The organism is Flavobacterium praedii, assembly GCF_026810365.1.
GTDB classification, from domain to species: domain Bacteria; phylum Bacteroidota; class Bacteroidia; order Flavobacteriales; family Flavobacteriaceae; genus Flavobacterium; species Flavobacterium praedii.
In genome coordinates, this window is the sequence record NZ_CP113948.1 from 3075645 (window position 1) to 3101288 (window position 25644).

The 25644-nt window shown below is 36.4% G+C and carries 9 protein-coding genes; 3 read left to right on the forward strand and 6 right to left on the reverse strand.

The window, feature by feature from the left end; genetic code table 11:
• Nucleotides 1-26 precede the first annotated feature (26 nt).
• The 5 genes from OYT91_RS13085 to OYT91_RS13105 form a co-directional block, all read right to left on the reverse strand.
• Entirely contained in the window at nt 27-14714 is a 14688-nt protein-coding gene (locus tag OYT91_RS13085) for a T9SS type B sorting domain-containing protein (protein WP_281238319.1), read from the reverse strand.
• A 309-nt stretch (nt 14715-15023) separates the two neighbouring features.
• On the reverse strand, nt 15024-18557 hold the full coding sequence (locus OYT91_RS13090) for a PorP/SprF family type IX secretion system membrane protein (protein ID WP_281238320.1): 3534 nt from the start codon (nt 18555-18557) through the stop codon (nt 15024-15026).
• Between the two features lies 1 nt (nt 18558).
• Nucleotides 18559-20079 (reverse strand): T9SS type B sorting domain-containing protein, encoded by a 1521-nt coding sequence (locus OYT91_RS13095; RefSeq protein WP_281238321.1) that lies wholly within the window; start codon nt 20077-20079, stop codon nt 18559-18561.
• A 247-nt stretch (nt 20080-20326) separates the two neighbouring features.
• On the reverse strand, nt 20327-21613 hold the full coding sequence (locus OYT91_RS13100) for a beta-helix domain-containing protein (protein WP_281238322.1): 1287 nt from the start codon (nt 21611-21613) through the stop codon (nt 20327-20329).
• 125 nt (nt 21614-21738) lie between these two features.
• Entirely contained in the window at nt 21739-22182 is a 444-nt protein-coding gene (locus tag OYT91_RS13105; RefSeq protein WP_269224439.1) for a hypothetical protein, read from the reverse strand.
• A 412-nt stretch (nt 22183-22594) separates the two neighbouring features.
• On the opposite strand from OYT91_RS13105, the gene OYT91_RS13110 reads away from it, so the two are divergent.
• From OYT91_RS13110 to OYT91_RS13120, 3 genes are read left to right on the forward strand one after another with little or no spacing between them, the layout of a single operon-like run.
• Nucleotides 22595-23731 carry a DNA polymerase III subunit gene (locus OYT91_RS13110; protein ID WP_281238323.1) on the forward strand — a complete coding sequence of 379 codons (1137 nt, stop codon included), beginning with the start codon at nt 22595-22597 and terminating at the stop codon, nt 23729-23731.
• Nucleotides 23732-23736: 5 nt separating this feature from the next.
• The gene (locus tag OYT91_RS13115) at nt 23737-24120 is read left to right on the forward strand and encodes a DoxX family protein (RefSeq protein WP_269224437.1); all 384 of its coding nucleotides are present in this window, start codon (nt 23737-23739) and stop codon (nt 24118-24120) included.
• A 51-nt stretch (nt 24121-24171) separates the two neighbouring features.
• Complete coding sequence (locus OYT91_RS13120; RefSeq protein WP_269224436.1) at nt 24172-24681, forward strand: acyl-CoA thioesterase; 510 nt, start codon at nt 24172-24174, stop codon at nt 24679-24681.
• A 164-nt stretch (nt 24682-24845) separates the two neighbouring features.
• Here OYT91_RS13120 and proC read toward each other — a convergent pair whose 3' ends face one another.
• Nucleotides 24846-25622, reverse strand: coding sequence for a pyrroline-5-carboxylate reductase (gene proC, locus OYT91_RS13125; RefSeq protein WP_281238324.1), 777 nt, complete (start codon nt 25620-25622; stop codon nt 24846-24848).
• Nucleotides 25623-25644 lie beyond the last annotated feature (22 nt).

A 25644-nucleotide genomic window follows, 5' to 3' on the forward strand; every position in this document is an offset into this window, starting at 1 on the left:
TTTTAGGATAACTCCTCACACTCCTCTTATCTGTATAGGGTAAAATGGCCCATAAATTCACGATCATCTTGATTGTGTCTTAATTTCAACACATACCAGTAATCACCCATTGGCAATTCGGTACCATTGTATTTACCGTCCCAGGATTGTCCTGCGCCAAATGTACCAACTACACGACCGTAACGATCATAAACCACGAACTTAATATCTGGATAATTCTCTGTATTAGTTGGTTTCCAGCTATCATTCGTACCATCTCCAGTTGGTGTAAATATTGGTGGTATAATGATATCAATAAATTCAAAATACTTGGTAGCTGATGCAACACAACCATTACTGTCGGTTACCGTTACGGTATAATTACCAGATTTGAAATAAATATATTTATTATTAGACCCAATAGACACCCCATTTACAGTAAATTGATATACTGATGAACCTCCAGTAACAGTCGCAACAATTTCATTAAGTCCACCTAAATCAATTGTAATAGCCAATGGATCAATTTTATCAATTGGAAACACAGGAGTAGCATCGTCACAACCATTTTTATGATGCACCATGATGTAATGATCTCCAGGAGTAAGATTGTTAAACACATTGCTATTTTGTTCAACCCCTACAGCATCCAAACTGTATGTAACATCAGCAGGAATATTACTAGGGTCAATAGTTACAGTAACCTTATTGGCTGGCAAATCATTAACACACTCGTTAGAAACAGTAGCTACCGGATTAAGAATAACTGATGGGTCTAATGCTACTGCCAATTCAAATGTACAAGAATTAGCGTCTTTGATATAAACGGTATGATTTCCACCGGAAAGACCAGAAAAAAGAACTTGATTTAGAACATAAATCCCATTCTTATTATCGATACTAGTGCTGTATGGCGCTGTTCCAGAGCCAGGCGTTATCACAATACCAAACGCTCCTGTTTTCTCCCCAGCACACAACTCTTGCACTATTGGAACCGAAACATCGACTTTGGCATCAATTGCATTTGGCTCCTTAATTTTGAAATCATAAACATAATTACAACCTTTCAAATCCTGAATGATTGCTTTATAATCACCCACCTCTAAATTCTCAAAATTACTAGTGGTCACAAATTTACTTAACTCAGGCGATAAAGCATAAACTATAGCAGGGCTACCACCAGTAGCACTGATTTCTAGTTTACCATTAGCGTAACCATTACAAAGCACATCAGTTACTTTTGGAATATAATTTAATTTTGAAGTAGGTTCTCCAATTGTAATTGGTTTACGAGCAGATATACAATCACCACTTTTTACTTCCATTAAATAACTTCCTGCCGCAAGATCTGTAAAGAAACCTGGCGTAGGTTGTGTTGGAGAAGGAACAATAAGGTTACCAGCACTGTTCAATAAGGTATAAATGTAATTTCCAGAACCTCCTTCTGCCATTGCAGTAATTTGTCCATTACGATCTCCTAAACAATTGATGAATGGAGCATCATTTTCAAATTTGAAATCTAAAGGTTCTAATGGAGTTACAGAAACACTATTTGATGCCGTGCTTGAACAACCATTTACATCTCTTACATAAAATAAAGGATTTATACCAACTGCAGTAAACGGAACTGTTATTAGTGTTGAATTTGCAAATGTCCCAAGTACAGTAGCAAAATTTGGATCTGCACTATACGTATATGGACCAGTACCTCCAACTGCAGATAATGTAAGCGTAGCAGGGTTTAAACAAGTTTGTACAGAAGTCTGAACCAAACTAGCCGACACTACTGTAGGTTCAGTAATCACTAAAGTATTAGAAACACTAGAACAAGTCCAAGTATCTGTTACAATCACTTTATAACTTGCAGCACCTAAATTGGTGAATACATTAGAAGGTTGTGGACCATCAAGCGTAACTGTTCCATTAGGATAGGTTGCTTCTAGCGCAAAATTGTAAACTCCAGATCCTCCTATTGGTAGTGGTATAGTAATTGATGCATTAGTATCACCATAACACAAAAGTGTGGCATTGGTAATAATCGGCGTAAAGGTTATTAGTGCTGGTACTACCAATTGTACAGTTTTGAAATCATCACATCCTTTTGGATCTCTCACTTTAACTACATAATTTCCAGCCGTCAATCCATTAAAAGAACTAGTTGTACTCCAATCAGAAATTACCGAAGCTGACAACGTTTCTTCCAAACGGAATTCATAAATTCCTGACCATCCACCAGTAGCGGTAGCTGAAATGGAACCATCATTGTTACCCGTAACACAAGTAATATCACTATGGGATTCACTAATAACTAATGATTCACTTGGTCCTGTAATTGTAAAGTTTTTACTTACGGTACAGAAAGGCGTTTTAGTCAAGGTCGCAGTAAATGTATACGTACCTGCAGCTAAATTAGGCAAGGCCACTGTGCCTGCGGCTGTTGAAGTACCATTTGGTAAAGAAATTCCGAAAGCATCTACTAAAGTATATGTAAACGGCCCAGCATCATCCACTGGTGAAGGTACTGTATCAATTAGCCTAATATCCGCACTTCCGTTGGTTCCACCAAAACATTTGATATCTACTACATTATCGATAGTTAAGTCGAAAGTACTTGGCTCGTTCACATAGTGTACACCGATGATTTCACAATTTGTATCTAAGTTTCTCACTGTGATTTCATAATTACCTACTGGCAAATTAGTGAATGTAGCCACACCAGCAACTATTGAAACTGGAGGTAGATTATATAAAGTTCCTTTTGTTGCAATCGGAGGCACACTATTGTCATAAGTTACATCTTGAACCGTAAACTGCAAATTAGCAGGTGCACCACCAATTGCGCTAACCGAAACAGCAATGTCTTCTGTTACAGGAGCACAAGTGATTGGACGCGTAACATTCACATTTACTTTATCCAATTGGATATAAGGCGCAATGTCAATTGGGGTAGTTGATGTTCCGATACATCCTTTACTGTCATATACATTCACCACATAAGAACCTCCTGAAAGATTCGCTTCGGTATACATATTGCTAGCACCAAATTGAACTACTGTATTTAGTGTTCCAAGCTTAATGAATTCATAATTCAAGAAGTTGTCTGAACCACCTGTAACTCCAGTAACCGTAATGGTAGCTAAGTTCCCCGTATTGTCGGCAGTACAACCGAATTGAACCGGAACTATAGTTGGCACTACAATTGGAGCTGGTTGAGCAACAACAACGGTTTTGGTAGCAGTACACCCTCTTGCCGAAGTCACAACTACGGTATAACCATTCACATCTGAAGCTGGCAATCCAGTAAATATAGGTGAGGTTTGCAGTGGCGCTCCTGTTGCAGGAATAGTCAATGCTAGACCTCCAATAGTAGTTCCTGTTAAAGAATATGTATACACCGGATTATCATTTACTCCCGCTGCAGGAGTAGTCATCGATGCCGTAATTGTACCATCGCTATCACCATTACACGTCACGTCTGTTTTAGCTAGTGCAAAACCTGTGATTGGAGTGGCTGCTTGAAGATTTATCGTAGCAAATACAGTACATAAAGTAGTCGTATCTCTAACTCCGATGATATGAGGACCAGAAGCCAAATTAGGGAACGAAGCTACTAAAGCATAAGCACCTCCATCAATATTATACACATAATTTCCTGAACCACCTGTTGTACTTACCGATATCACTCCATTGTTGATGGTACAAGATACTGGCGTAGTAACCGTTGGGGTTAGAATAAGTGGATCTAAAATCGTTATTGGGAATCCAGCAGAAGGACATCCATTAGCATCTTTTACATAAATAGTATAATTACCTGGAGCATTAACCGTGATGACATTACTTGGTTGATAATTAGTACCATCAGCGCTGTATTGGAAGGTTGGCTGATTGAATCCTGTAGCAATTACAGTAATATCATAAGTACCTGTAGCACTTACACAAGCGGTATGATTGGCAGAAGTAATTACTGGATTAGCATCAGTTAAAATCGTTACAGAATCAGAATCAACACAACCATTCGCATCCATTACATACACATCCCAAACCATATTGGCTCCAGAGTTCGTATCTACAGTAAGTTGGTTGCTTAAGCCATAAGCCGTTGGTACTGGTGCAGCAGCTGTAGTTGGAACCACCGCGTATTTGTAAGCAGTAGTTCCTCCAGTAGCAACAACAGTAATCGTTGCATTATCATTGTTACAATTAATTTTCGTTGCAGTAGCCGTAAAATCTAAAGCTGCAGCCGGTTGGCTAATGGTTACCGTAGCTGTGGCTTGACAACCTGTGATAGCATCAGTAACAATTAATGTATGTAGCACCGGGGTTAAATTAGTAAAGGTTAATTGTGCCGTACTTACATTAGCGAATGGTGTGCCATCAAAAGTATAATTATAGGTGCCTCCAAAATTAGCCACATCAAAAGTAGCGGTACCATCACCCGCGTTAAAACAAGTCACATTTGAAGTAGCCGAAGCCGCGACAGTAATGTTAGTCACTGGAGCAACCGTGTATGATTCTTGATAGGTACAACCAAAAGTATCAGTCACTTTGAACATATAATCACCAACAGGTAAATTATTAAATACTGCTGAAACAGCAAAACCTGCGGTAATTTGTGGTGGATAAAGCGCTGTTGGAGCACCATTAAATTGAATAATTTCGAAAGTCAAAGCTCCCACACCATTAGTAGCAGTTACTGTAACACCTGATGTTGGTGCTGGACAAGTTGGTGCCGTAGAAACTACGAAATTCAAGTCAGTTGGTTTGTTTAACGGATTAACATCTATAGTTTGAAGTAAAGTTTCGCAACCATTCGCGTCTTTTACTCTATAACTTATAGTTTGAATACTTCCATTATCATTTACAGTATAAGTAGGATCAGAAGTGTAGCCTAATCCATTAAAATTATATAAATAGCCTGAACCTGTACCACCGCCAGCAGTAACTGTAATTACAGTAACTGTGCTACAAGTAGTATTGGCTGGAAAAGTAGCATTAGCAGTTAATGGAGTAGCTGGAGCAACGATGACATTCGTATCATCAAATCTACAACCTCTTCCAGAATTTACTCTAACAGTATAAGTACCCGGTTGTAAGCCTGTAAATATATTTGAAGATTGAGCAACTGCCAATTGAGGCCCTGCAATAATTTCATACGTATAACTTGGGTTGTTATTACCTGCCCCTAAAGTCACAATTATCGTTCCGTTACTATCTCCTACACACAAAGCTGGAGTAGTAGCCGTAGTAAATGTAACTGGAGTTGGAGCCCCTAAAGTAACTACCGCAGTTGTAGTACAATTAGTTGGTGTCGCGGTATCTGTCATGGTTACCGTATACGTTCCTGCTGGTAATCCAGAAATAACTCCTGTTGCATTATTTATGACAACACTTGGAAATGTTGGCAAAATCGTAAAGGTATAAGTACCCGCAACAGGCCCACCTGTTCCTGACATTGTGATTATACCATCATTATCAGCACAAGTTGGTAATGCAGTAATAGCAGGTGTAGCTACTAATGGCTCATCGATAGTTATGGTTTTAGTATCAGTACAACCATTAGCATCTTTGATAATAATAGTATGTAATCCAGAATTTAATCCTGTTACTGTGTGCGGTAAACCAAGTGGTATACTTGCAAACGTACTACCGTCCACACTTATAGTATAAGCACCTGTTCCTGCAGTCGTAGCTGTCACGTTAATACCAAAAGTACCTTGTGGCGCACATTTATTTACAACATCTAAAGCGATAACTGGTACTGGATCTTTTGCAATAGTCACTGGTACATTAACTGTACAACCATTAACATCTCGCACTATTATGTTCCAATTTAAATCAGTACCTGCAACACCTGGATCTAAAGTCAGAACATTTCCTGATGCAAAACTGCTTGGTACAGTAGGCGCAACAGCATAAGCATACTGATAAGGTCCTGTTCCTCCAGTTGTGGTTAAGGTTACCAATGCTCCAGAATTACAAGTAGCATTTACATTTGAAGTTACTGCTGATATAAGCGGTTGTATTGGCTGTGTTATATCAAAGGGATAAAACTGTGCGCATTTTGTACCATCAACTTCCTCCACTTTTAATGTATATGCCCCAGAAGCTAAACCGGTAAAGCTATCTGTTATAGAAGTTAATGAAGCAACTGGTACAATTTTAAAAACTGGTGGAACTAATGATGTATTGGTTAATTGATCTAAAATCTCTAAACGCAATTGAGTTACTGATGGTGTATAATCAGAAACTGTAAAGTTTATAGCCCCATTTGTAGAAACTGGTGATGTATTACAAGTAACATTAGTTACTGTAACAGGATCAATTTTAATAAGTGATAATGCATCAATTTTCACTTCAACAATTGAAGAACAATTATTGTTATCAATAACTTGAAAAAAGTAGGTTTGCCCAAAATTCAATCCTGTAAACGTAGCTGTTGTAGATGCAGTCGCAGGCTGAACGGATGATGGATCACCATATATAGAATAAATATAATTTGGTGCAGTTGGGAAAGTTGTATCCAATTGCAAATTTACTGTAGCGCCAGTTATACAATCTCCTGATATTACAGGTGGCAAAAATGTTAAATAAGGAATTGAATTAATTCTAAGTTTGGTACTTTTAAATTCACAACCTTTAGCATCAGATACCGTAACATAGTAATCCCCAAAATTTAAATTGTTTGGAAATACATATGATGTTGATGGAGTGTTTACTGAATTTAAAACATTATTAGCGGAATCTAACAAAGTGAACTTATAAGGTGCTTGTCCATCAATCACATTCGTTATTTCAATACTACCAGGAGTATCAGCAAGATTACAAGTTATGTCATGAACACTTATTGCTGCTTGAAGTGGTGCAGGATTATTTAAAACAATTGCTCCTGAAGCTTCACAACCTTTGGCATCTCTAACAATATAATTGTAAGTACCCGCCGCTAATCCCCCAAAAACATTAGATGAAACTAGACCTCCAACACCGGAGATACTATAAGTAAATGGTGCAACACCTGAAGTAGCCGTTAATCGAATTGAACCATCAGTAAATCCATTACAAGTTGGGTCAACATGTACTTCACTTGCAGTAACTGGTGCTGTTGAATTTGTTGAAACTACATTCGTTAGAGCGGTACATGGAATACCATTAGCGTCAGTAATTTCAAATCGATATGATTTTCCAATAGTAATACCTGTATCAGTGTAATTAAATGTTGTTCCTCCAAAAGAAGTAGATGCACCAAAACCAGCTCCATTAATATCTACTTTATAACTAAAAGGAGCGAGTCCGCCTAAAACATCAACCTTTATAGTAGCCTCTTGAGGTAATGAACAAGTAATATCTTTCGTAACAATTGCCGTTCCAGTTAACGCTTGGTTTACCGTAACCGTTGTAGTAGCTGGACAACCATTAGCATCTCTTACTGTAATGGTATACGTTCCTGCTGCTACAGTAAACGTGTTGGCTGGACTTGGTGCCAAACCTGTGTTTATAGTATAAGTATAAGGAGCTAAACCACCTGATCCGACAGCCACAATTTGGAATGAACTTCCACTTGCGCCACATTGATTAGTAACCGATGCAGTTACTGATGGAGAACCGTTATTAATTATAGTAACGGGAAACGGAAGCGTGGTACAACCTTTCGCATCTCTTACATATACATCCCAAACTAGATTTGCTCCAGAATTGGTATCTACAGTAATTACATTTGAAGTTCCAAAAACTGTTGGCGCTGAAGCTCCAGAAAGAACTGCAGCATAACCATAATTAGTAGTTCCGCCTGTAGCTGTTACTGTAATTTGTGAATTGTCATTACTACAGAACACGTTAGTTGCAGTTGCATTAGTAATAGTTAAAGCCGCTGTTGGTTGAGTAATAGTAACAGATTTACTATCCGTACAACCTGTTAAAATATCAGTAACACTAAAAGTATAGGTACCCGCAACTAGACCTGTCAAAGTACGCACATCTCCCGATGGACTCAAAGCGTTAGGTAAACTTGCTGGCGTAGAAGATACGGTAATGTTATAATTTCCTGTACTACTAAAACTAGAAACTGTGAATCTTGCAGACCCTGTAGTATTTCCAAAACAATCCACATCGGTCAATTTGGTAGCGGTAACGGCAATTGGGGTTAATGCTGGTACGTTATGAGATTTTGTTGCGAAACAACCATTGGCATCCGTTACTTTAAACACATAAGTACCTGCGGTTAATCCTGTAAATATTCCAGTTGCTGCTCCTGTAGTATTAGTAGTAGCAGCCGCTGGTGAAGTTATAGTGTAGGTAGGTGTTCCTACACCTGTTCCTGCGGTTACAGGCACAGTTACTGTACTAGTTGTACTTATAGCAGGTGCACAATAAATTGGCGTATTGGTAATGGTAGCAATCGTTGGTGGGTTTAATGGTGCTAAGTCTATTTGTTGCATAGGTGACAAGCAACCATTCGCATCTTTTACGATTATTTTAATGGATTGAATTGTTCCGTTGTCGTTTACTGTTAACGTATTATTGTTTCCAAAAGAAGTTCCATTATTATAACTATAGGTATACCCTCCAGTTCCACCTGTTGGTGCAACCGTGATAGTAGCGGCTTGTTTAGTATTGGTAGGACTACAGCTAAAAGTAGTCGTTACTGTTGCGTTGGCAGCTATCGGAGTTGGATTGGCAATCGTAACTTGAACTACTGCAGAAGGACATCCTTTACTATCAATTACTTTGACATCATAAGTCCCTGCAGGTAAAGTTGTAAATTTATTCGTGATTTGCGTAGTATACGTTGGCGCTGTACTTAGTTTAATAGCATAAGTATAGGCGCTTGTGAAACCAGCCGAAGCCGTTATAGTAATGGTTCCATCTGTTAAACCGTTACACGTAATATCTGTTTTGCTTGGACTGGCCACTGGAGTGGTTTTAGCCGTTACTGTTATCGTATTACTAGTAGCAGGACAGCCTCTACTATCAGTTACGGTAAACACATACGTACCGTGAGTAGTTGCTTTATAAGGGAATGATGTTACTGCCGTTGCAGCACCACCATTATGAGAAACAGTATAGGTATACGGTCCTCCATTACCATTAGTAACTACTGGAGTGTCAATAGTAGCATCTACTAAACAAGTTAAATCATTGATTAAAGAAACGGTTAATCCTATTTGTGGAGCAATAACTATACTCGAAATAGTGTCATCACAATTCTTGCTGTCGGTTACTAGTACAGTGTGAGTTCCTGGCGCTACATTGGTAAAGGAATACGTCGTAGCAGCTGAACTTACCGCAGCATTAGCATCTAATTTATAGGTAAATGGTCCTGTACCACCTGAAACCGTAACATCTAAAGTTGCAGGGTTAGCAGTGGTATAGCAATAATCTGTAGTAGTAGCTAAAGCCGCAGTTAAGGCTGGTGCTGCATCAACAGGTACAGCCTTTCCAACAGGAATTTCACAAGTATTGGCATCTTTTACAAAAACAGTATAATTACCAACTGGAACATTAGTGAATACTCCACCGTTATTGCTGTATCCAAAACCAGGGACAAGAGTTACTCCATCTGCCTTACGCAATTCGTATTGATAGGCAGGAGTTCCCCCACCACCAACAGCCGTAATAGTAGCTCCTGTGGTACATGTTGCTAATTTAGTAACCGAAGCGCTTAGTGTCAAAGCAGCAGGTACACTAATCGTTACATCAAACGGTTTTGCACAGGCAACAATTGAAGAACCTACTGGGCGAACCACAACTTTATACAATGCTCCTGCCAAAGTTTTAATTGTAACAGGTGAACTAGTCATTGCGGCGCTCCATGTCACACCGTTGTCGATAGAATATTCAAAACCTTTGATGGCGTCAAAATTTTGAGCCGCTATGGTAATTTCACCATTGTTTAAACCATTACAGGTTACATTTTGCTTTCCTGAAATTTGTGCGGCAAAGGCCTTTCCAGTTGGTACATTGACATTAAATCCTTGGGTAGACAAACAAGTTTCTGGCAGTTGGTACACTCTAATGTCATCAATAGCCACATCGTTACCATTTGTACCGATTTTATTAGATCGAATAATAAAAGTTAGCGAGGTATTATTTTTTGGATCAAGCGTTATTGGCGTTTTAGGATATTTTTCCCATATTTTAACTATAGGAAGAGTGGCTGTTGTATTTACTTTAGGAATATCGCCTGTTGTAAAAGTAGAAATTTCCTTTCCGGTGGCATCCACTAGCGCTACGGCTAAATTACAATCAATTTGACCATTGCCCTTTTCAAGCAAATTCATGGCATATAACTCAAAATTAATGGGTTGATTGGGTATGATGTCATTAATTACTTTTTTATAAATAACATCTGTAGTAGCAATTTTATCTCCTAAGTTCACCACTAAGCATCTCCCTTTGGGTGTAGCAGGAACCGTTTGAGGCGTATGATCTCCTGGTTGCACCCAAGGACCATAGCGATCTACAATATTGGCTGTTACCGAGTAATCGCCATCATTTATCTTAATACTACTTTTACATTGTGTGGCTACTACTTGTCTTTCCCAACAATAAAAAGTGGTATTGATTCCAGGAGATTCAGCGTCCTCTCCATACCCAAAGTTTTCAAACAATAAATTACTAAAGGTCGGAACCGTATTCAACTTGTACTCTACTTTAACGGGATGTGACCCAGGTAATACATTAGTAAAAACATTATTAGTGATTGGTGTATTCGCTTTCCCATCCAAATAATAGTTATACGTATAAGTTATTCCTCCTGGATTGGCAATAGTGACAGTACTCGTAGCAGAACCATCACAATTAAAATCTACTGGCGTGTCTACTTTGATTTGTGGTGCTGCAGGTTCAGGATCCAGTGTAACAGGTGCACTAAAAATACATTTATTGAAATCTCTAACATAAAGCGTATACGTTCCTGGGGCTTTGTAAGCATCATTCTTGTTAATCCAAGTGGCTTGATTGTCAAAACTGAATTCATAAGGTGCCACACCCCCTTGAGGATTGGTGATGCGGACTTTTCCATAATTTTTTGGAATTCCTAAAAGTACATCTCCACATCCTGCCAATGCAGAAACACCCGCTGATGCGCTCAAGGCATCTGCAGGTTGGGTAATGGTAATAGCGGGTTTAGTATCTAAGCAGTCTACACCACTTAAAGAGTATTTAAGTACTGGGGTGTACGTGCCCGGAGCCAAACTAGAAAAAAGAGGATCGTTGGAATAAGTTGTACCTCCATCTTTACTGTATGTCAAAATATAACCGCTTGTATTAGAAGTCACATTAAAATTAATAGCTCCTGTATTTGTACCATAACACAAAATGTTAGTAGGAACAACAGTGTATACGGGTTTTGGATTCGTTGAAACCGTGATAGAAGTTGTAGCACTACAATTATTTTTATCTATTACTTCAATATTATAAAGTCCTCCAGAGGGCAAAGGCAATGTAACAGGAATCACAGGATTAATTACAGAAGCAGCTCCATTTATCTTGTAATAATAATAAGGTGGTGTCCCTGTTAAAGGTGTTCCCCCAACGGGATAAATTGTAAATTCACCATCTACACAGGTTAATGGCTTTGTAAGTGATGCAGTAGCTGTCAATTTTAAAACAGAATTTATAACAATGTTGTTCACTGTTACATCACAACCATCCGCAGTTTTTACATTTACAGAATAAGTGCCAGGACTTTGATTACTAAATGTATGATTAGTATCAGGAAATGGACCATAAGTATCAATTAAACCAAATCCAACCTTAGTAAGAGTATAAATATAATTAGAAGAACCAGTAGTTGAAGTAACTTTTATTGAACCGTTAACATTGGAACAAGTTGGCTGTGTGACCTCGCTATTAACCTTAAAATCTACTAAATCAATTTGTGCTGAAACAGTAAATACACAACCATTTGTAATTCCAATTTGTCTTATAGATGCCGTATAATTCTCAGGAATACTAGTTGTAAATATATTTGCATTAGGTAAAGAACTATATGTTTTTACCCCTGTATAACTAGTTAAATTAAAACTATATTCATACCCTGTAGGAGGAAAACCGCCAACTATCATTTTCCCTTTAGATGTACAAATAATATTGGTATGACTCTCGGTAGCTTTCAGATCATTTTTATAGACATTAAAATAGAGGGTATTACTACAACCCTTATCATATTTTAATATCACTTTAAAGTAACCGGCTGTATCTGCTTTATAGTTAAGTGAATTGCTTTTTAAATCCCAAGAGCAAGAAAGGTCTTCATTGGCACAAACACCACCATTACTTCCTGCAGAAGCAATACATGAAGCTCCTGCTAATTGGTACCACGCTGCAGAAAGTACGGCAGCATTTGTGATAGTCATATCTCTATAATCGTTTGCTCCACATAAAAAAATATGAGGCATCTTTACACCATTAATTTTACAATCAACAATTTCTCCACGATTCAGATAAGGATCTTCAATTGTTGGCAAATTATTAAAAGCATATTTAAGTAATGCATCATTATCTGCAGCAGAAAAAAGAGTTACTTTGACATTTTGATTTAAAGATTTAATACAAGGCGCAATAGGATCCGCTTTTACAAAATAATCTCCAACTTTAGTAACTGTGATTGTTTGACCCGAAGCTGTAAAACCATTTGGACCAGTCCATGTATAATTTTGAAATCCATTTCTTCCTGATATAGAAACACTATTCCCACAAAGTGTATATGCACTATCGAACAAACAATCATCAATATTTCCAATAAAATTTGTTGCAATGTCTCCTAATGCACATTTTGAAGTTGGAGGCTGACTACCACTGCCGAAAGGAACGCCATTATTGTCAAAATTTTGGTCACCATTATAAATAGTATAAGCGGTGTTATTTACTATATTAGAACAAGCATCACTAAAATCTTTACAATCTGTAGGGACTTTTACTTGAAAAGTAATAAACTGCTCTTGATCATTTACTAAATCCACCAATGAATTATCGACAGAGAAAACAATTTTACGTTTTACAATACCATCATGAGGATCGACAACTGCAGGATTGTAAGATTGAACTGTAACACCAGTTGGCAAGGACAAAACATCGGCTGGGTAATTAAAAAAGACAATATTTGGTAAATAATCTTCAATTATAACATTTTGAGCTTTGTCACTCCCTAAATTATTGAATCCAATAACATATCTTAATACATCACCACGTTTTACTATTGTATTTGTGATGTCATCCCCTCCTGTATTTACAACCTTCTTGGTTAAAACAATATTAGGCTCAATGACATCTACCGCAAAAGTGGTCAAAAAAGCGCCATACCCATCTCCATTCGTGGTTAATCTCAATGTACCTTCTCTAGCATTATTAGGTAGTACACTATTATTGTCATTTGGCATTTTAAAATTATCAATATCAAATCCCATTGAATTTAAACTCGCCGGATTTCGATTTGTTAAAATCACACCATCTTCAGAAATAGTTGCATTGAAAAAATTATCCGCTGGATTTACAACATCATACATTTTTGTAAAAGTAGGATCGTCTTTTATATATGTAGCAGGGGGTGGCCCATTACGAAATTGAAAAGTATCATTATTTATTCCAACATCTCCTTCTAATGCAGCAACTCCAAGTTTGGCATTTACCGTAAAACCAACTGGAAGCGTTTGAAATCCACTAACGGGAATATCTAAAGCATCTAAGCCAGTGCTAACAGATGCATATCCGTCAAAAATGGATATAAACTTACTTGGCATAGTTGGCGTTTCATATATAACTACAAGTGTCCAACCGCCTGCACCGCCACCATTTTTCATACCTCTTGTAGCTCTAACATTAGCTACTGTATATGTCCCATTAGCATCCAGAGCTCCAGAAGCATCTTTAACAGTATTTAGCAAAGCAGTTACATCCTTAAAACACACGTAAGGCGACTCGAAAAAGGTCGCAGTATTGTTACCGGTAGCCGGAACAGCTGGTATAATTTTACTTGTAAAAATAATATCATCAGCAGTAATATCTTGATATGAAGAAGCTACACCAGGAAGCTTTATTTTTATTTTATCAAATGCTTCACTTCTTACTGAACCGTTATATTTTACACCTGCACTTGTACTTCTATCTGTTGGATAAATAGCAGACCAATACAAACCCGCAAACTTGATTTTCTTACAAGTTTGGTTTATATTCAAATCTGCAGAAGACGAACTAAAGATACCATCAGCTGCTGTACCGGGATCAACATTAGAATATTCAATAAAAAAATCATTATTATTTACAGAACCAGAAGTCCTTTGATTGAAAGGCACGTTAGCTTCAGCTGTCAGCGCATTTATATTAGTTACTGTCCCTGTAAACAACTGATTATTAACTGGAGCTGAGGGACTAAAAACAGCTGGATTTCCATCCCAATTAGCAGGCTTTGGATTTGGAGTCGGAAGTGAAGTAACTCTATTTACAATACTATTTCCTATTAATACAATATCTCCTTTTACACTAATATTTCCTCCAGCTAGCCTTGGCTTAAATGGAGTTCCAATTTGTGCAAAAACACCGTTACTGCTCATCAAAAAGAAAGCAAGTATAAAAACAGTGATTGTATACTCTATCCTAAAAAAAGATTTTTTTTCAAAAACGGGACTTTTTAAGTTTCTAAAATCTTTACAGAAAGAAGTTTTAATAAAATTCTTTTTAAAGAAATTTTCAAATAGAAAGAAAACAGAAAAAAGTAATTTAGAAAAAGTAGGTTTTTTCATGGTATATGTATTTAAAGGATTTCTTTTAGAGATCTTCCGTGGAGCAAGAAATGATATAAAAGAAAAGCTACTATTTATTTAAACATTAAATTTTAACACAAAACCCACAACATGTCCTTTTTTTTAACATAAGAACACTTTAGATTTTACACTATTATATTTTTTTTAACAAAATTAAACTAACAAACAAGTTTGATAAAATCGATGATTTACACAAAAAAGCCGATTAAAGGGTTAAAAATATAAAAATTATAGGAATATCAAATATTTTTATAAAATAATTTCAATAGCCCAAAATATTTAACATAATTATTTTTCAATTTTAACAATTACCATTTTACTATTATACGGTTTACTTCCTCGATCTTCTAATGCCTGTGTTGCTTCTTGTAAATTATCAAACTTAGCTTCATATATAAAATATTTACTAGAGTTGGAATCATAGAAGAAGTTTACATTTTTGTCTCCAGAAGCTACCGTTTTAGTCACAAATGTATCTCTTTTTTGTGAATCACTATGTACTGCTAAAATGACATAATAACCACTTTCTACATTTTTATTATTTTTAATGATCTGCATGTTGGCTTGATTATCTCCAAAATCAAAATCAGAAGCCGTAGGAGGAACAGCACTTACTTTGGTTGTTTCCTTAATCCTTTTTAATGTAGCCATATCTTGAACTAAACGATCTTGATCATTCAAAGAAGCCGCACGTTTGATTCTACGTTTTTTCTCAATTTCTGTTTCCACTTTAATTTTCTCCAATGTAGTAATCAATACTGCATTCGATTGTTCCGCTTTTACTTGTTCCGCTTTTAAAGTTTCAATAGTTTTCAAATAATTTTGATTGACCAAATCATTTTTAGGAGTCTTTTTAAGTCTCTCTGCGTAAAGGCGGTTAAACTCTTCTAATGAAGCAGCTTGTTCTTTATTTACCTGAGCAATTTGAGCTTTGATTGATTCTAATTCTGCATTTTCACCGGCAGTACTTTTGAATTCAACAGTAGTTTTCACAATGCCTTTATCACTTAAATCATTTTCATCTTTTAAGTCTTTCAATGCCTTTTCCTTGTTGGCTACAGAAGCATCTAAACGAGTCAATAATTGTTGTTGTTTGCGTTTAGAATCCTCCAGATTTTTGGATAAGTTATCCATTGTTTTACCAATCTCATCTTTTGGCATAGCATCAGCTTTGGCCTTAGCAAGAGCTTCTACAGCCAATTTTGCAGCGGCAGCCGCTTCAATTCGATCCTGTTCAGCCTGAGCAGCAATTGCAGCATCGGCTTTGGCTTTATTTTCGGCAGCTAATTTGGCGGCGGCTATTGCTTCAGCATCTGCTTTAGCTTTATTATCAGCAGCCAATTTAGCAGCAGCAGCATCGGCAGCAGCTTTGGCTTTAGCATCAGCAGCAAGTTTAGCGGCAGCAGCATCGGCATCGGCTTTGGCTTTGGCATCAGCAGCTAATTTTGCTGCAGCAGCGTCTGCTTTGGCTTTGTTTTCGGCTGCAAGTTTGGCGGCAGCAGCTTCGGCATCCGCTTTGGCTTTGGCATCAGCAGCTAATTTTGCTGCAGCAGCGTCTGCTTTGGCTTTGTTTTCGGCTGCAAGTTTGGCGGCAGCAGCTTCGGCATCCGCTTTGGCTTTGGCATCAGCAACTAATTTTGCGGCAGCAGCGTCTGCTTTGGCTTTGTTTTCGGCAGCAAGTTTGGCGGCAGCAGCTTCAGCATCCGCTTTGGCTTTGGTATCTGCAGCTAATTTTGCAGCGTCTGCTTTGGCTTTGTTTTCGGCAGCGAGTTTGGCGGCAGCAGCTTCAGCATCAGCTTTGGCTTTGGTATCAGCTGCTAATTTTGCAGCGTCTGCTTTAGCTTTGTTTTCAGCAGCAAATTTGGCGGCAGCAGCTTCAGCATCAGCCTTGGCTTTGGAATCAGCGGCTAATTTTACGGCAGCATCGGCTTTAGCTTTGTTTTCAGCAGCAAGTTTGGCGGCAGCAGCTTCAGCATCAGCCTTGGCTTTGGCATCAGCGGTTAATTTTGCAGCAGTAGCATCTGCTTTAGCTTTGTTTTCAGCAGCAAGTTTAGCAGCAGCTGCATCGGCATCGGCTTTGGCATCAGCAGCTAATTTTGCGGCAGCAGCGTCTGCTTTGGCTTTGTTTTCAGCAGCAAGTTGGGCAGCAGTAGTTTCGGCATCCGCTTTGGCTTTAGTATCGGCAGCTAATTTTGCGGCAGCGTCTGCTTTGGCTTTATTTTCGGCAGCAAGTTTGGCGGCAGCAGCTTCGGCATCGGCTTTGGCTTTGGCGTCAGCAGCTAATTTTGCGGCAGCAGCGTCTGCTTTGGCTTTGTTTTCGGCAGCAACTTTAGCAGCAGTCGCTTCAGCATCCGCTTTGGCTTTAGTATCAGCAACTAATTTTGCAGCGGTAGCGTCTGCTTTGGTTTTGTTTTCGGCAGCAAGTTTGGCAGCAGTGGCTTCCGCATCCGCTTTAGCTTTAGTATCGGCAGCTAATTTTGCGGCAGCGTCTGATTTGTTTTTAGCATCGGCAATACGTTTTGCAGAAGCATCGGCATCCGCTTTAGCTTTTGCATCTGCGGCTAATTTTGTTTTATTTACGGGCTCTGGTTTTTTTGCAGCGAGGGCTATAGCAGCAGCATCCGCTTTTGCTTTAGCATCTGCAGCCAGTTTATTTTTTTGTTCAATAGCTACAGCATCTGATTTGGCTTTGGCATCAGCCGCTAATTTGGCTTTGGCAATTGCTGCATCTGCTTTTGCTTTATTAGCAGCTCCTAATCTAGCTTTATTTGCTTCGGCAATTTTTGCTTGATCACCCACTTTTGCATCAGCCACTGCTTTAGTGTCTGCCTTAGGTTTTGTAGTAGTAGAAGCTTTAGGAAAAGGAGCAGGTTCAATTAAAGCTCCTTCTTCTTCATCATCTCCATAATCGAAATTTTGATTTTTAAATTTATAGGCCAATACAATTATGTGGGATGCACCAAGGTTTGAAATATCACCCAATCCCATACCATAAGAATATTCTAAAGCAATTTTAGGTGTTATATTTAAACCAAATCCAGCAGTCATTCCTAAAACAGAATGGTATCCAGCCTGTACCCAAATCCCTTTAGGAATGGTAAAAACGCCTGAACCAGAATAAGCTGTATTCTCTTTGTAAAACTCGGTTTTAACGATTCCTGAAAATTTACTTTTATCAAAAAAACCATAGGAATCAATAAAACCAGTATACATTACATGGGCTTGAATTCCTTTGTTAGGATCGTCTTTTAGAATACCAGTATTAAAATTATAAGAAACAATATTATTTAGACTTAACCCAAAATCGAAAAATGCTGATCCATAATTAATACCTGGAGATACAGCCATAACCGTATTGGATGGAATATTATCTAAAGAAGGATCTGGATCTCTTGCAATTACTTTTCCGCTATTCAATCCACTTTTATAGGCGCTTAGGTTTATACCAAATGTAAGATTACTATCCTCTTGTAATAAAATATTGTGAGCAAAGTTAGCGGATACCCCAAAAGTTGTAAGCAAGCCTTGATTTTGTTGAAAAACACTGATACCGACACCTTCATTCTCCATGAAACGTCCGGAGTAACTTAACATATAGGTTTTGGGTGCGTTTTCAAAACCTGCCCATTGTGTTTTATTAAACAAGGTAATATAAGCACTTTGCTGTCTTACAAAACTAAACGTAGGATTGATCACAAAAGAATTAAATTTTAGGGAGTTTCCTGGTGGAATAGCAAAAGAAACAACACCATCCTCTTGTTGGGCATAAAAAAATGGGATAGTACAGAAAAAAAAGAAAACGCTTAATAAAAAATTTTTCATATTATTTCACAAGAGTTATCGAACCCTTTTTGGCAGAACCGCCATTTGGAGTAATTATATAATAATAAACTGGATTGAAATTAGTAAATTCTACAGCTATTTGTGGCCAACCACTATAATTGTCATAATTATCACTTTCAAAAACAATATCGCCCAAAGAACTTAGAATCATGATATGTGTATTTGTACCGCTTATATATTCATCAGGTATAATCCAAGTATCATTAACACCATCTCCATTTGGACTGACAATATTAGATATTTTTGGTGCATTCAGATTCACTTTATACGAAACATCAAAAGGAAATTCAGTTGTAATAGAGCAGCTTGAATTTTGAGTTACAATCGCTTTATAACTTCCTTGTGCAGTAATATTCAAGGTATTTGTATTGGCTCCCAAAATAGCAGCACCATCCAATAACCATTGATATGTAGGAGAAACAGCATCTGTAGTTATAGCGACATTTAGCGTTTCACCTTCTACTATATAATTAACTTTATTTACTTCAACACCTGAAATAGCACTCGTATTTGTAAGAACTTTTAAATCTATAGAACCCGTTGATTTGCAGCCGCCAAAATCAACATCACAAGTATAAGTACCCGGCAGATTTGTGATGTAATTACTGGAAATAGCACCATCAATTACGGTATTATCCCTTCTCCAAACATAAGAATTACCACTAGAAACGGAAAGTGTCGTACTACCCAAACTGGAACAAAAAGGATTACCTAAACTTGAAGAAATTACCGCACCAGATCCACTGGCACCAGAAACTTTAACAGATTGTGAACGGGTATTTATATCAGAGCATGGACCATAATTAACTTCAACATAATAATCTCCAGCTTGATTAACTGATAATGAACTTTTAGTTTCATTTGGAACTAACACTCCATTTTTATACCAATTATACTTCAATTGAGGATATTGCAAAGGGGAAGAATCAGGAATTGAAGGAGTTGAATTATCAACAGAAAGTGTAACACTACCTCCATTACAAAAACTTAAAGCATCGCTTTTGTTATTAATATAAAAAGTACCTGAATATGATAAAAAATGGATAGGAAACGAAGATTGTAAATCACTTGTTTTAAAAAGCTGACTAACAACTCCTGAAGAACTTTGAATTTTTAGACCATAAATATCCGAACCAACTAAATCAGAGGGTACTTCAAAAGTAAGTGTCTTATCTGTCGGAGTATCTGCGGGAGGATTTGGAGCAGCTCCATTAGGAATTATCTTAGGTTTTATTGGATTCGTAAAATTGCCTTTATCATCTGAAAGTAGGACAAAAAATGTTTCATTAGCTGGAAAGCCACTTATTTTAAAAAAAACTTCATACCTATTATATCCAGAAGGATAATCAATATTAGGTATGTTAGCACAAATTCTTGGATAACCGAGCTTTTGAGGTAAAATAGTCTGAGCTACTGAAGTAAAATTGGATAAAAGAAAAAAAACTATCAATAAAAAACAAAACTTTATTGAATATAAATAGGAGTAAAGCTTACTTTTCATAAGTAATTAATTTATTTTTTTACAAATCTGTTTAACAAGTGGCGTAATTTAAATTTATTAACACCAAATTTAATGCTCCATTATAAACAAACATGAGTCTCTGTACTTCAAAAAGAATTATGAAAACTTATTGAAAATTCTTGTTATAAAAAATTAACAAAATAATTTAAGTAATAAAATGAAAGCCAAACCTGTTCGTTTAGGTTCAACTTTCATTTTACATAATTTCTAAAAATTTATTTGTTAGTTATTTGGCTGAGGCTGTAAACTTAGTAAGTGCCAATCTAAAATCTGGTCTTCTTGGATTTGCAAAATCATTAAAAGTCTCAAGATTTGTAGTTTTAGAATATAAATTAAAGAAAACACTGTTTCCATAATAACTTTCTAAATCTTCATTATTTAGATTACCTGCCATAAAGATATTTCCTTGGCAGAAATTGAAATAAATTTCTTCAAGTCGAATTTTCTTTAAATTTTTCTCGGCCAATTCGATATTATTATCCAATATAATAGCGGGATTAAATCCAGATATTACACTTTTTCGTAATACCAAAGAAGTATTCTCAGCTACAAAAACCGCTTCTTTTACTAACCCAGATTTTATATCCGTATCAATATTATCACTATCATTAGCCAATGTCATATTAGTAGCCGTAACAACAGTTTGTTTTTTTGTAAAATCAGCTTCCTCTTTTTTAATATATGAAGAAACGTCAATACATCTTGATCCACTATTATTCGTTAGATAAGAAGTTCGAACAGCTAATGAATTATCAATTTTAGCTTGAGTCCCTAAAGTAAATTTAAAATCAATTCCACTAGAACGATAAGATATAATTTTGTTTAAAACAGGTTCACCTCCAAGTACTTCAAAAGCATCTCCCGCAGCATAACTAATCATTATGTTCTCAAGAATAGTTTTATTCCCGATTCCTCCAAGTAGAAGCGCATTGAAATTTTCAGAACCTTTTATTTTTTTACCGGCATATTCTATTCTTACATATTTTAACACACCAGATGAACTAGCTGGATTCAAACCACCGTAAGTTGTCAAACTAGGATCTAAATCATAATTAATAGAAGAATAATTCCCAAATTTATTTATGGGAGCATCACCAAGTATAACTATACCACCCCAGTCACCGGCTTTCTTAAGGGATTTATTGGAAGTAAAAACGATAGGATCGGTTTCAGATCCTTCAGCAATCAATTGAGCTCCTTTAGTAATGATTAAGGTTCCTTTAGATTCAGAATCTCCAATGATGATTGTACCAGGATCAATAGTAAGAATTGCATTGTTAGTAACATATACATTACCTTGAATGATGTATACATCCTTTTTGGTTAACCTAGTATTTACAGTAATTGTACCAGCAAGAATCTGAGTAGCTTCACCATAATCGGCTTTACCCGGTTTAAATTCCGTCCAGTTATTTAACCAATTGCTTGATCCAAATATTCCTTTCTCTTGTTGTGCATTTACATCACAAACAACAGTAAGAAAAACCCATATAATTAGTATTATATTTTTCATAGGTTTGGGGGTATTAAATTTAATTATTTTTAAAACCTCTGTAGGATAGAGTTTAAACTCATTTGAGTTATTGGGTCAGTATCAAAAAAGAAAGTCTTTTTTGATATATATGGTATGCAAAATTGTTATTCTACTTCGCGTAATCCTTTTATAATTTGCTCATAATACATGATCATAGAAACTAACTGATTTTTATCTGCATAAGGTAGCATTTTTCTTAAAAAATCAACCTGAACTTCAAGAAAAACATTAGTAGCTTCTGCTTGTAAATCTAAAGACTTTTTGTTTTCAGGAGTTTCTTGAATTCCTAAATCAGCCATGGTAACACCTGGTTTTGTTGCAAGACCTATATTAGGAAAAATCTTAACAACGATTTTCATACGTTCAATATACAACTCTACCAATTCTCCTTTGGTTAAAGTTTTAAGCTCTTTATCATCTGCGTGAAAAGTTCTTAATGAAGCCGTAGTACTAATAATACTTTTAGGCATATTAGGTTTAACCTGAGCTACTGCGTTAAAGCTTAATGCTAACATAAAAACACTGAAAAAAATAATTTTCCCTTTCATATCATGGATTTAAATAATTAATAAAACAAAAATATACAATTTAATCGAATTTGCAAGTCGTAATGTTATAATTTAAAATATAATTTAATCGTTTTTCTGTAAAAATTTACCTTATACCGAGTAAATACTACACTTAACCGAGGATAATACATGTTTAAAAAAACAAAAAATAATCTTAAAATTTAACTTCAATATAAGAAATTAGCTAATAATTTTTGGGTAAAAAATACTATTTCAGCTTCGGTTCAAAAAAAATACAAAAGTTATCAACAGCAAAAGTTGAAAACCGCTCAAGTATAAACAAAGGATGAAAAACAATCAAATTCATACCATTAAGATTCATACATGCTTGTGAAAACAACTTTAATAATAGAAAATTTTTGATGCTATCATTTTCTACTATCTTTGTCCAATGGAATTTTCAAAAATTTTAGGACAGGGCTATATAAAAAACCACTTGGTTAAAAGTGCTGATTTAGGCAGGATTCCTCATGCCCAATTATTTGTAGGTCCAGAAGGCTGTGGCACTCTACCAATGGCTATTGCTTACGCACAATATGTTTTATGCAACACTAATGGCGAACAAAATGAATCCTGTAGCCTTAAATTTCAAAAATTATCACATCCAGACTTACATTTTATTTATCCAACTGTAACGACAGAGGATGTAAAAGCTAAACCAAAAAGTATCGATTTTATTGCAGATTGGCGACAATTTATCTTAGAAAAACCTTATGGTGGATTATTTGACTGGTATGCTAAATTGGGTGTTCAAAATAAACAAGGAGAAATACGCGTTGATGATGCAGCTGAAATATTAAAATCGCTATCCTTAAAGTCCTATGAAGGAGGATATAAAATTATGATCATTTGGATGGCAGATAAATTGAATATCGCAGCCTCTAACAAACTTCTCAAATTACTGGAAGAACCACCAGAGAAGACCGTTTTTCTGCTTATCTCCGAAAATGAAGAAGACATCATTCAAACCATACGCTCCCGTTGTCAAATTACACATTTTAATGCATTAAGCGAACAAATCATAGCTAATAGTCTAATAGAAAATGAGCAGATTGATGCAAAGCTAGCTTCAAAAATTGCACATCAGGCTCAAGGAAATTACAACAAAGCATTGCATCTATTAAATGACGACGATGAAGCTTCTCCATTTGAACAATGGTTTGTTACTTGGGTTAGAGCTGCTTTTAAAGCAAAAGGAAATGCAGCAGCGATACAAGACTTAATAGAATGGAGTGAACAAATAGCTACATTAGGGAGAGAAACGCAAAAAAAATTCCTTCAATTTTGTATTGAGATGTTCCGTCAGGCATTATTGTTAAATTATGAGACCAAATCATTAGTTTATATAGAGCCAAAAGTAGAAAAATTCAAACTTGAAAACTTTGCTCCTTTTGTAAATGGAAATAATATTAACGACATTTTCAAAGAATTATCAGATGCGATGTATCATATAGAACGCAATGGTAATGCCAAAATAATATTAACTGATTTATCTATAAAACTAACCCGTTTAATACACAAAAAATAAAACCTATGAACAATATTGCTTCTATTTTAATCTTAGTCTTTTTAGCGATCACATTTTTACAATCATCTCAAGATAAATTATTCCATTGGAAAGACAATGTTAATTGGCTAAAAGAACATTTTGCAAAAACACTTTTACGCAATCAGGTTCCTTTAGCACTAGTAAATGTCTTGATCTTAGAATTAATATCTGGCATTTTATGTGTCGTCGGAGCTATAGAAATAGCACTAAATAGTGGAAGAATTTACGGATTATATGGCGCTATCTTTTCTTGCATTACTCTTATTATGTTACTATTTGGACAACGTTTGGCCAAAGACTATGATGGTGCGAGAACCATCGTATTGTATTTTATTCCCTCTGTAATGGCCGTATATTGGCTTAATTAATCGCTTTAGAAATATAAAATTCTAAAAAAACTTAAAACTTATTATTTAAAAATGACATCTAAACATCCTTCAGAATCCTTAACTATATTGACCGATTTGGTTTTACCGAGCGAAACCAATCCTTTGAATAACTTATTTGGAGGGGAATTATTGGCCAGAATGGATCGTGCAGCAAGTATTGCTGCCGGAAGACATTCCCGCCGAATAGGTGTAACTGCCTCTGTAAATCATGTAGCATTTAATAAATCAATTCCACTTGGTAGTGTGGTTATTATAGAAGCCAAAGTATCAAGAGCATTTAAAAGCTCAATGGAAATTTATCTGGATGTTTGGGTAGAAGACCGCCAATCTGGAAACAGAACCAAAGCAAACGAAGCGATTTATACCTTTGTGGCTGTAGATGATACTGGACGACCTGTTGATGTTCCGCAGATTGAACCGGAAACTGAATTAGAAAAACAGCGATTCGATGCCGCTCTGAGAAGAAAACAATTAAGTCTAGTTTTGGCTGGAAAAATGAATCCTCATGACGCCACCGAGTTAAAAGCTTTATTTACTTAAAAGACAAAAGTATCTCAAAATCCGTCAATATGTTATTTACCGCGTGAGGGATAGAAGCAAGTTACCGAAGTAACGCGAATAGCCCGACAGCATAAAAAAAAGGAGCCAACTAATCAGTGTGATAAGTTGGCTCTTTTTTTTATGGTGGCACGCCCAAATTTGTTTTAACCTTTGATTTGTTTTAGGGAAGTTTTGATACCCTTGATTAATGAAGAGCTAAAACCGTGTAATTCCATTTCGTTTAATCCAGCAATCGTACATCCCTGTGGTGTAGTAACACGGTCGATTAATTGTTCTGGGTGTCCTTTTTCTTCAAGCAACATTTCGGCAGCGCCTTTTACCGTTTGTGCAGAAATGGCCAAAGCCGTTTGCCAATCAAATCCAATTTCGATCCCTGCTTGCATGGATGCACGAATATAACGTAAAGCAAAAGCGGTTCCACTTGCAGCGAGTACGGTTGCAGCATCCATTAATTTTTCATCAATAATGGGTGCAGTTCCTAAAGCTTGAAAAAGAGTTACTGTTTCTTGTGCTTTAGCTTTACTTTTCTCGTTAAAAGCAATACAAGTGGCAGAAGCACCAAACTGTGCCGCAATATTTGGCATAATACGGACTGCATTGTGAGTATCCCCAATTTTGTTTTGTAAATTCTCTATCGAAAGACCACTTACTGCCGATGCGATTACTTTGTTTGAAATGGAAGGCAATATCTCGGCTAAGACAGTATCTACCTGATATGGTTTTATAGTAAGGATGATAACATCTGCCTCTTGAATAATATGTGTATTGTCTGTGGTAATGGTAATTCCTAAATCTTCTAAATGCGAAATAGGAGCAATATTACGTCTGGTTACCGTTACTTCGTTACCGGTGGTGAATTTTGCAATTCCGATTGCGATGGAAGCCCCAAGGTTTCCTCCACCTATAATGTGTACTTTCATTTGGTTTATTTTGGTTGTTTTT

Bases quoted from the DNA above. Each gene is read 5' to 3' on its own strand.
- OYT91_RS13085 (WP_281238319.1), bottom strand. From the start codon at position 14,714: ATGAAAAAACCTACTTTTTCTAAATTACTTTTTTCTGTTTTCTTTCTA.
- OYT91_RS13090 (WP_281238320.1), bottom strand. From the start codon at position 18,557: ATGAAAAATTTTTTATTAAGCGTTTTCTTTTTTTTCTGTACTATCCCA.
- OYT91_RS13095 (WP_281238321.1), bottom strand. From the start codon at position 20,079: ATGAAAAGTAAGCTTTACTCCTATTTATATTCAATAAAGTTTTGTTTT.
- OYT91_RS13100 (WP_281238322.1), bottom strand. From the start codon at position 21,613: ATGAAAAATATAATACTAATTATATGGGTTTTTCTTACTGTTGTTTGT.
- OYT91_RS13105 (WP_269224439.1), bottom strand. From the start codon at position 22,182: ATGAAAGGGAAAATTATTTTTTTCAGTGTTTTTATGTTAGCATTAAGC.
- OYT91_RS13110 (WP_281238323.1), top strand. From the start codon at position 22,595: ATGGAATTTTCAAAAATTTTAGGACAGGGCTATATAAAAAACCACTTG.
- OYT91_RS13115 (WP_269224437.1), top strand. From the start codon at position 23,737: ATGAACAATATTGCTTCTATTTTAATCTTAGTCTTTTTAGCGATCACA.
- OYT91_RS13120 (WP_269224436.1), top strand. From the start codon at position 24,172: ATGACATCTAAACATCCTTCAGAATCCTTAACTATATTGACCGATTTG.
- proC (WP_281238324.1), bottom strand. From the start codon at position 25,622: ATGAAAGTACACATTATAGGTGGAGGAAACCTTGGGGCTTCCATCGCA.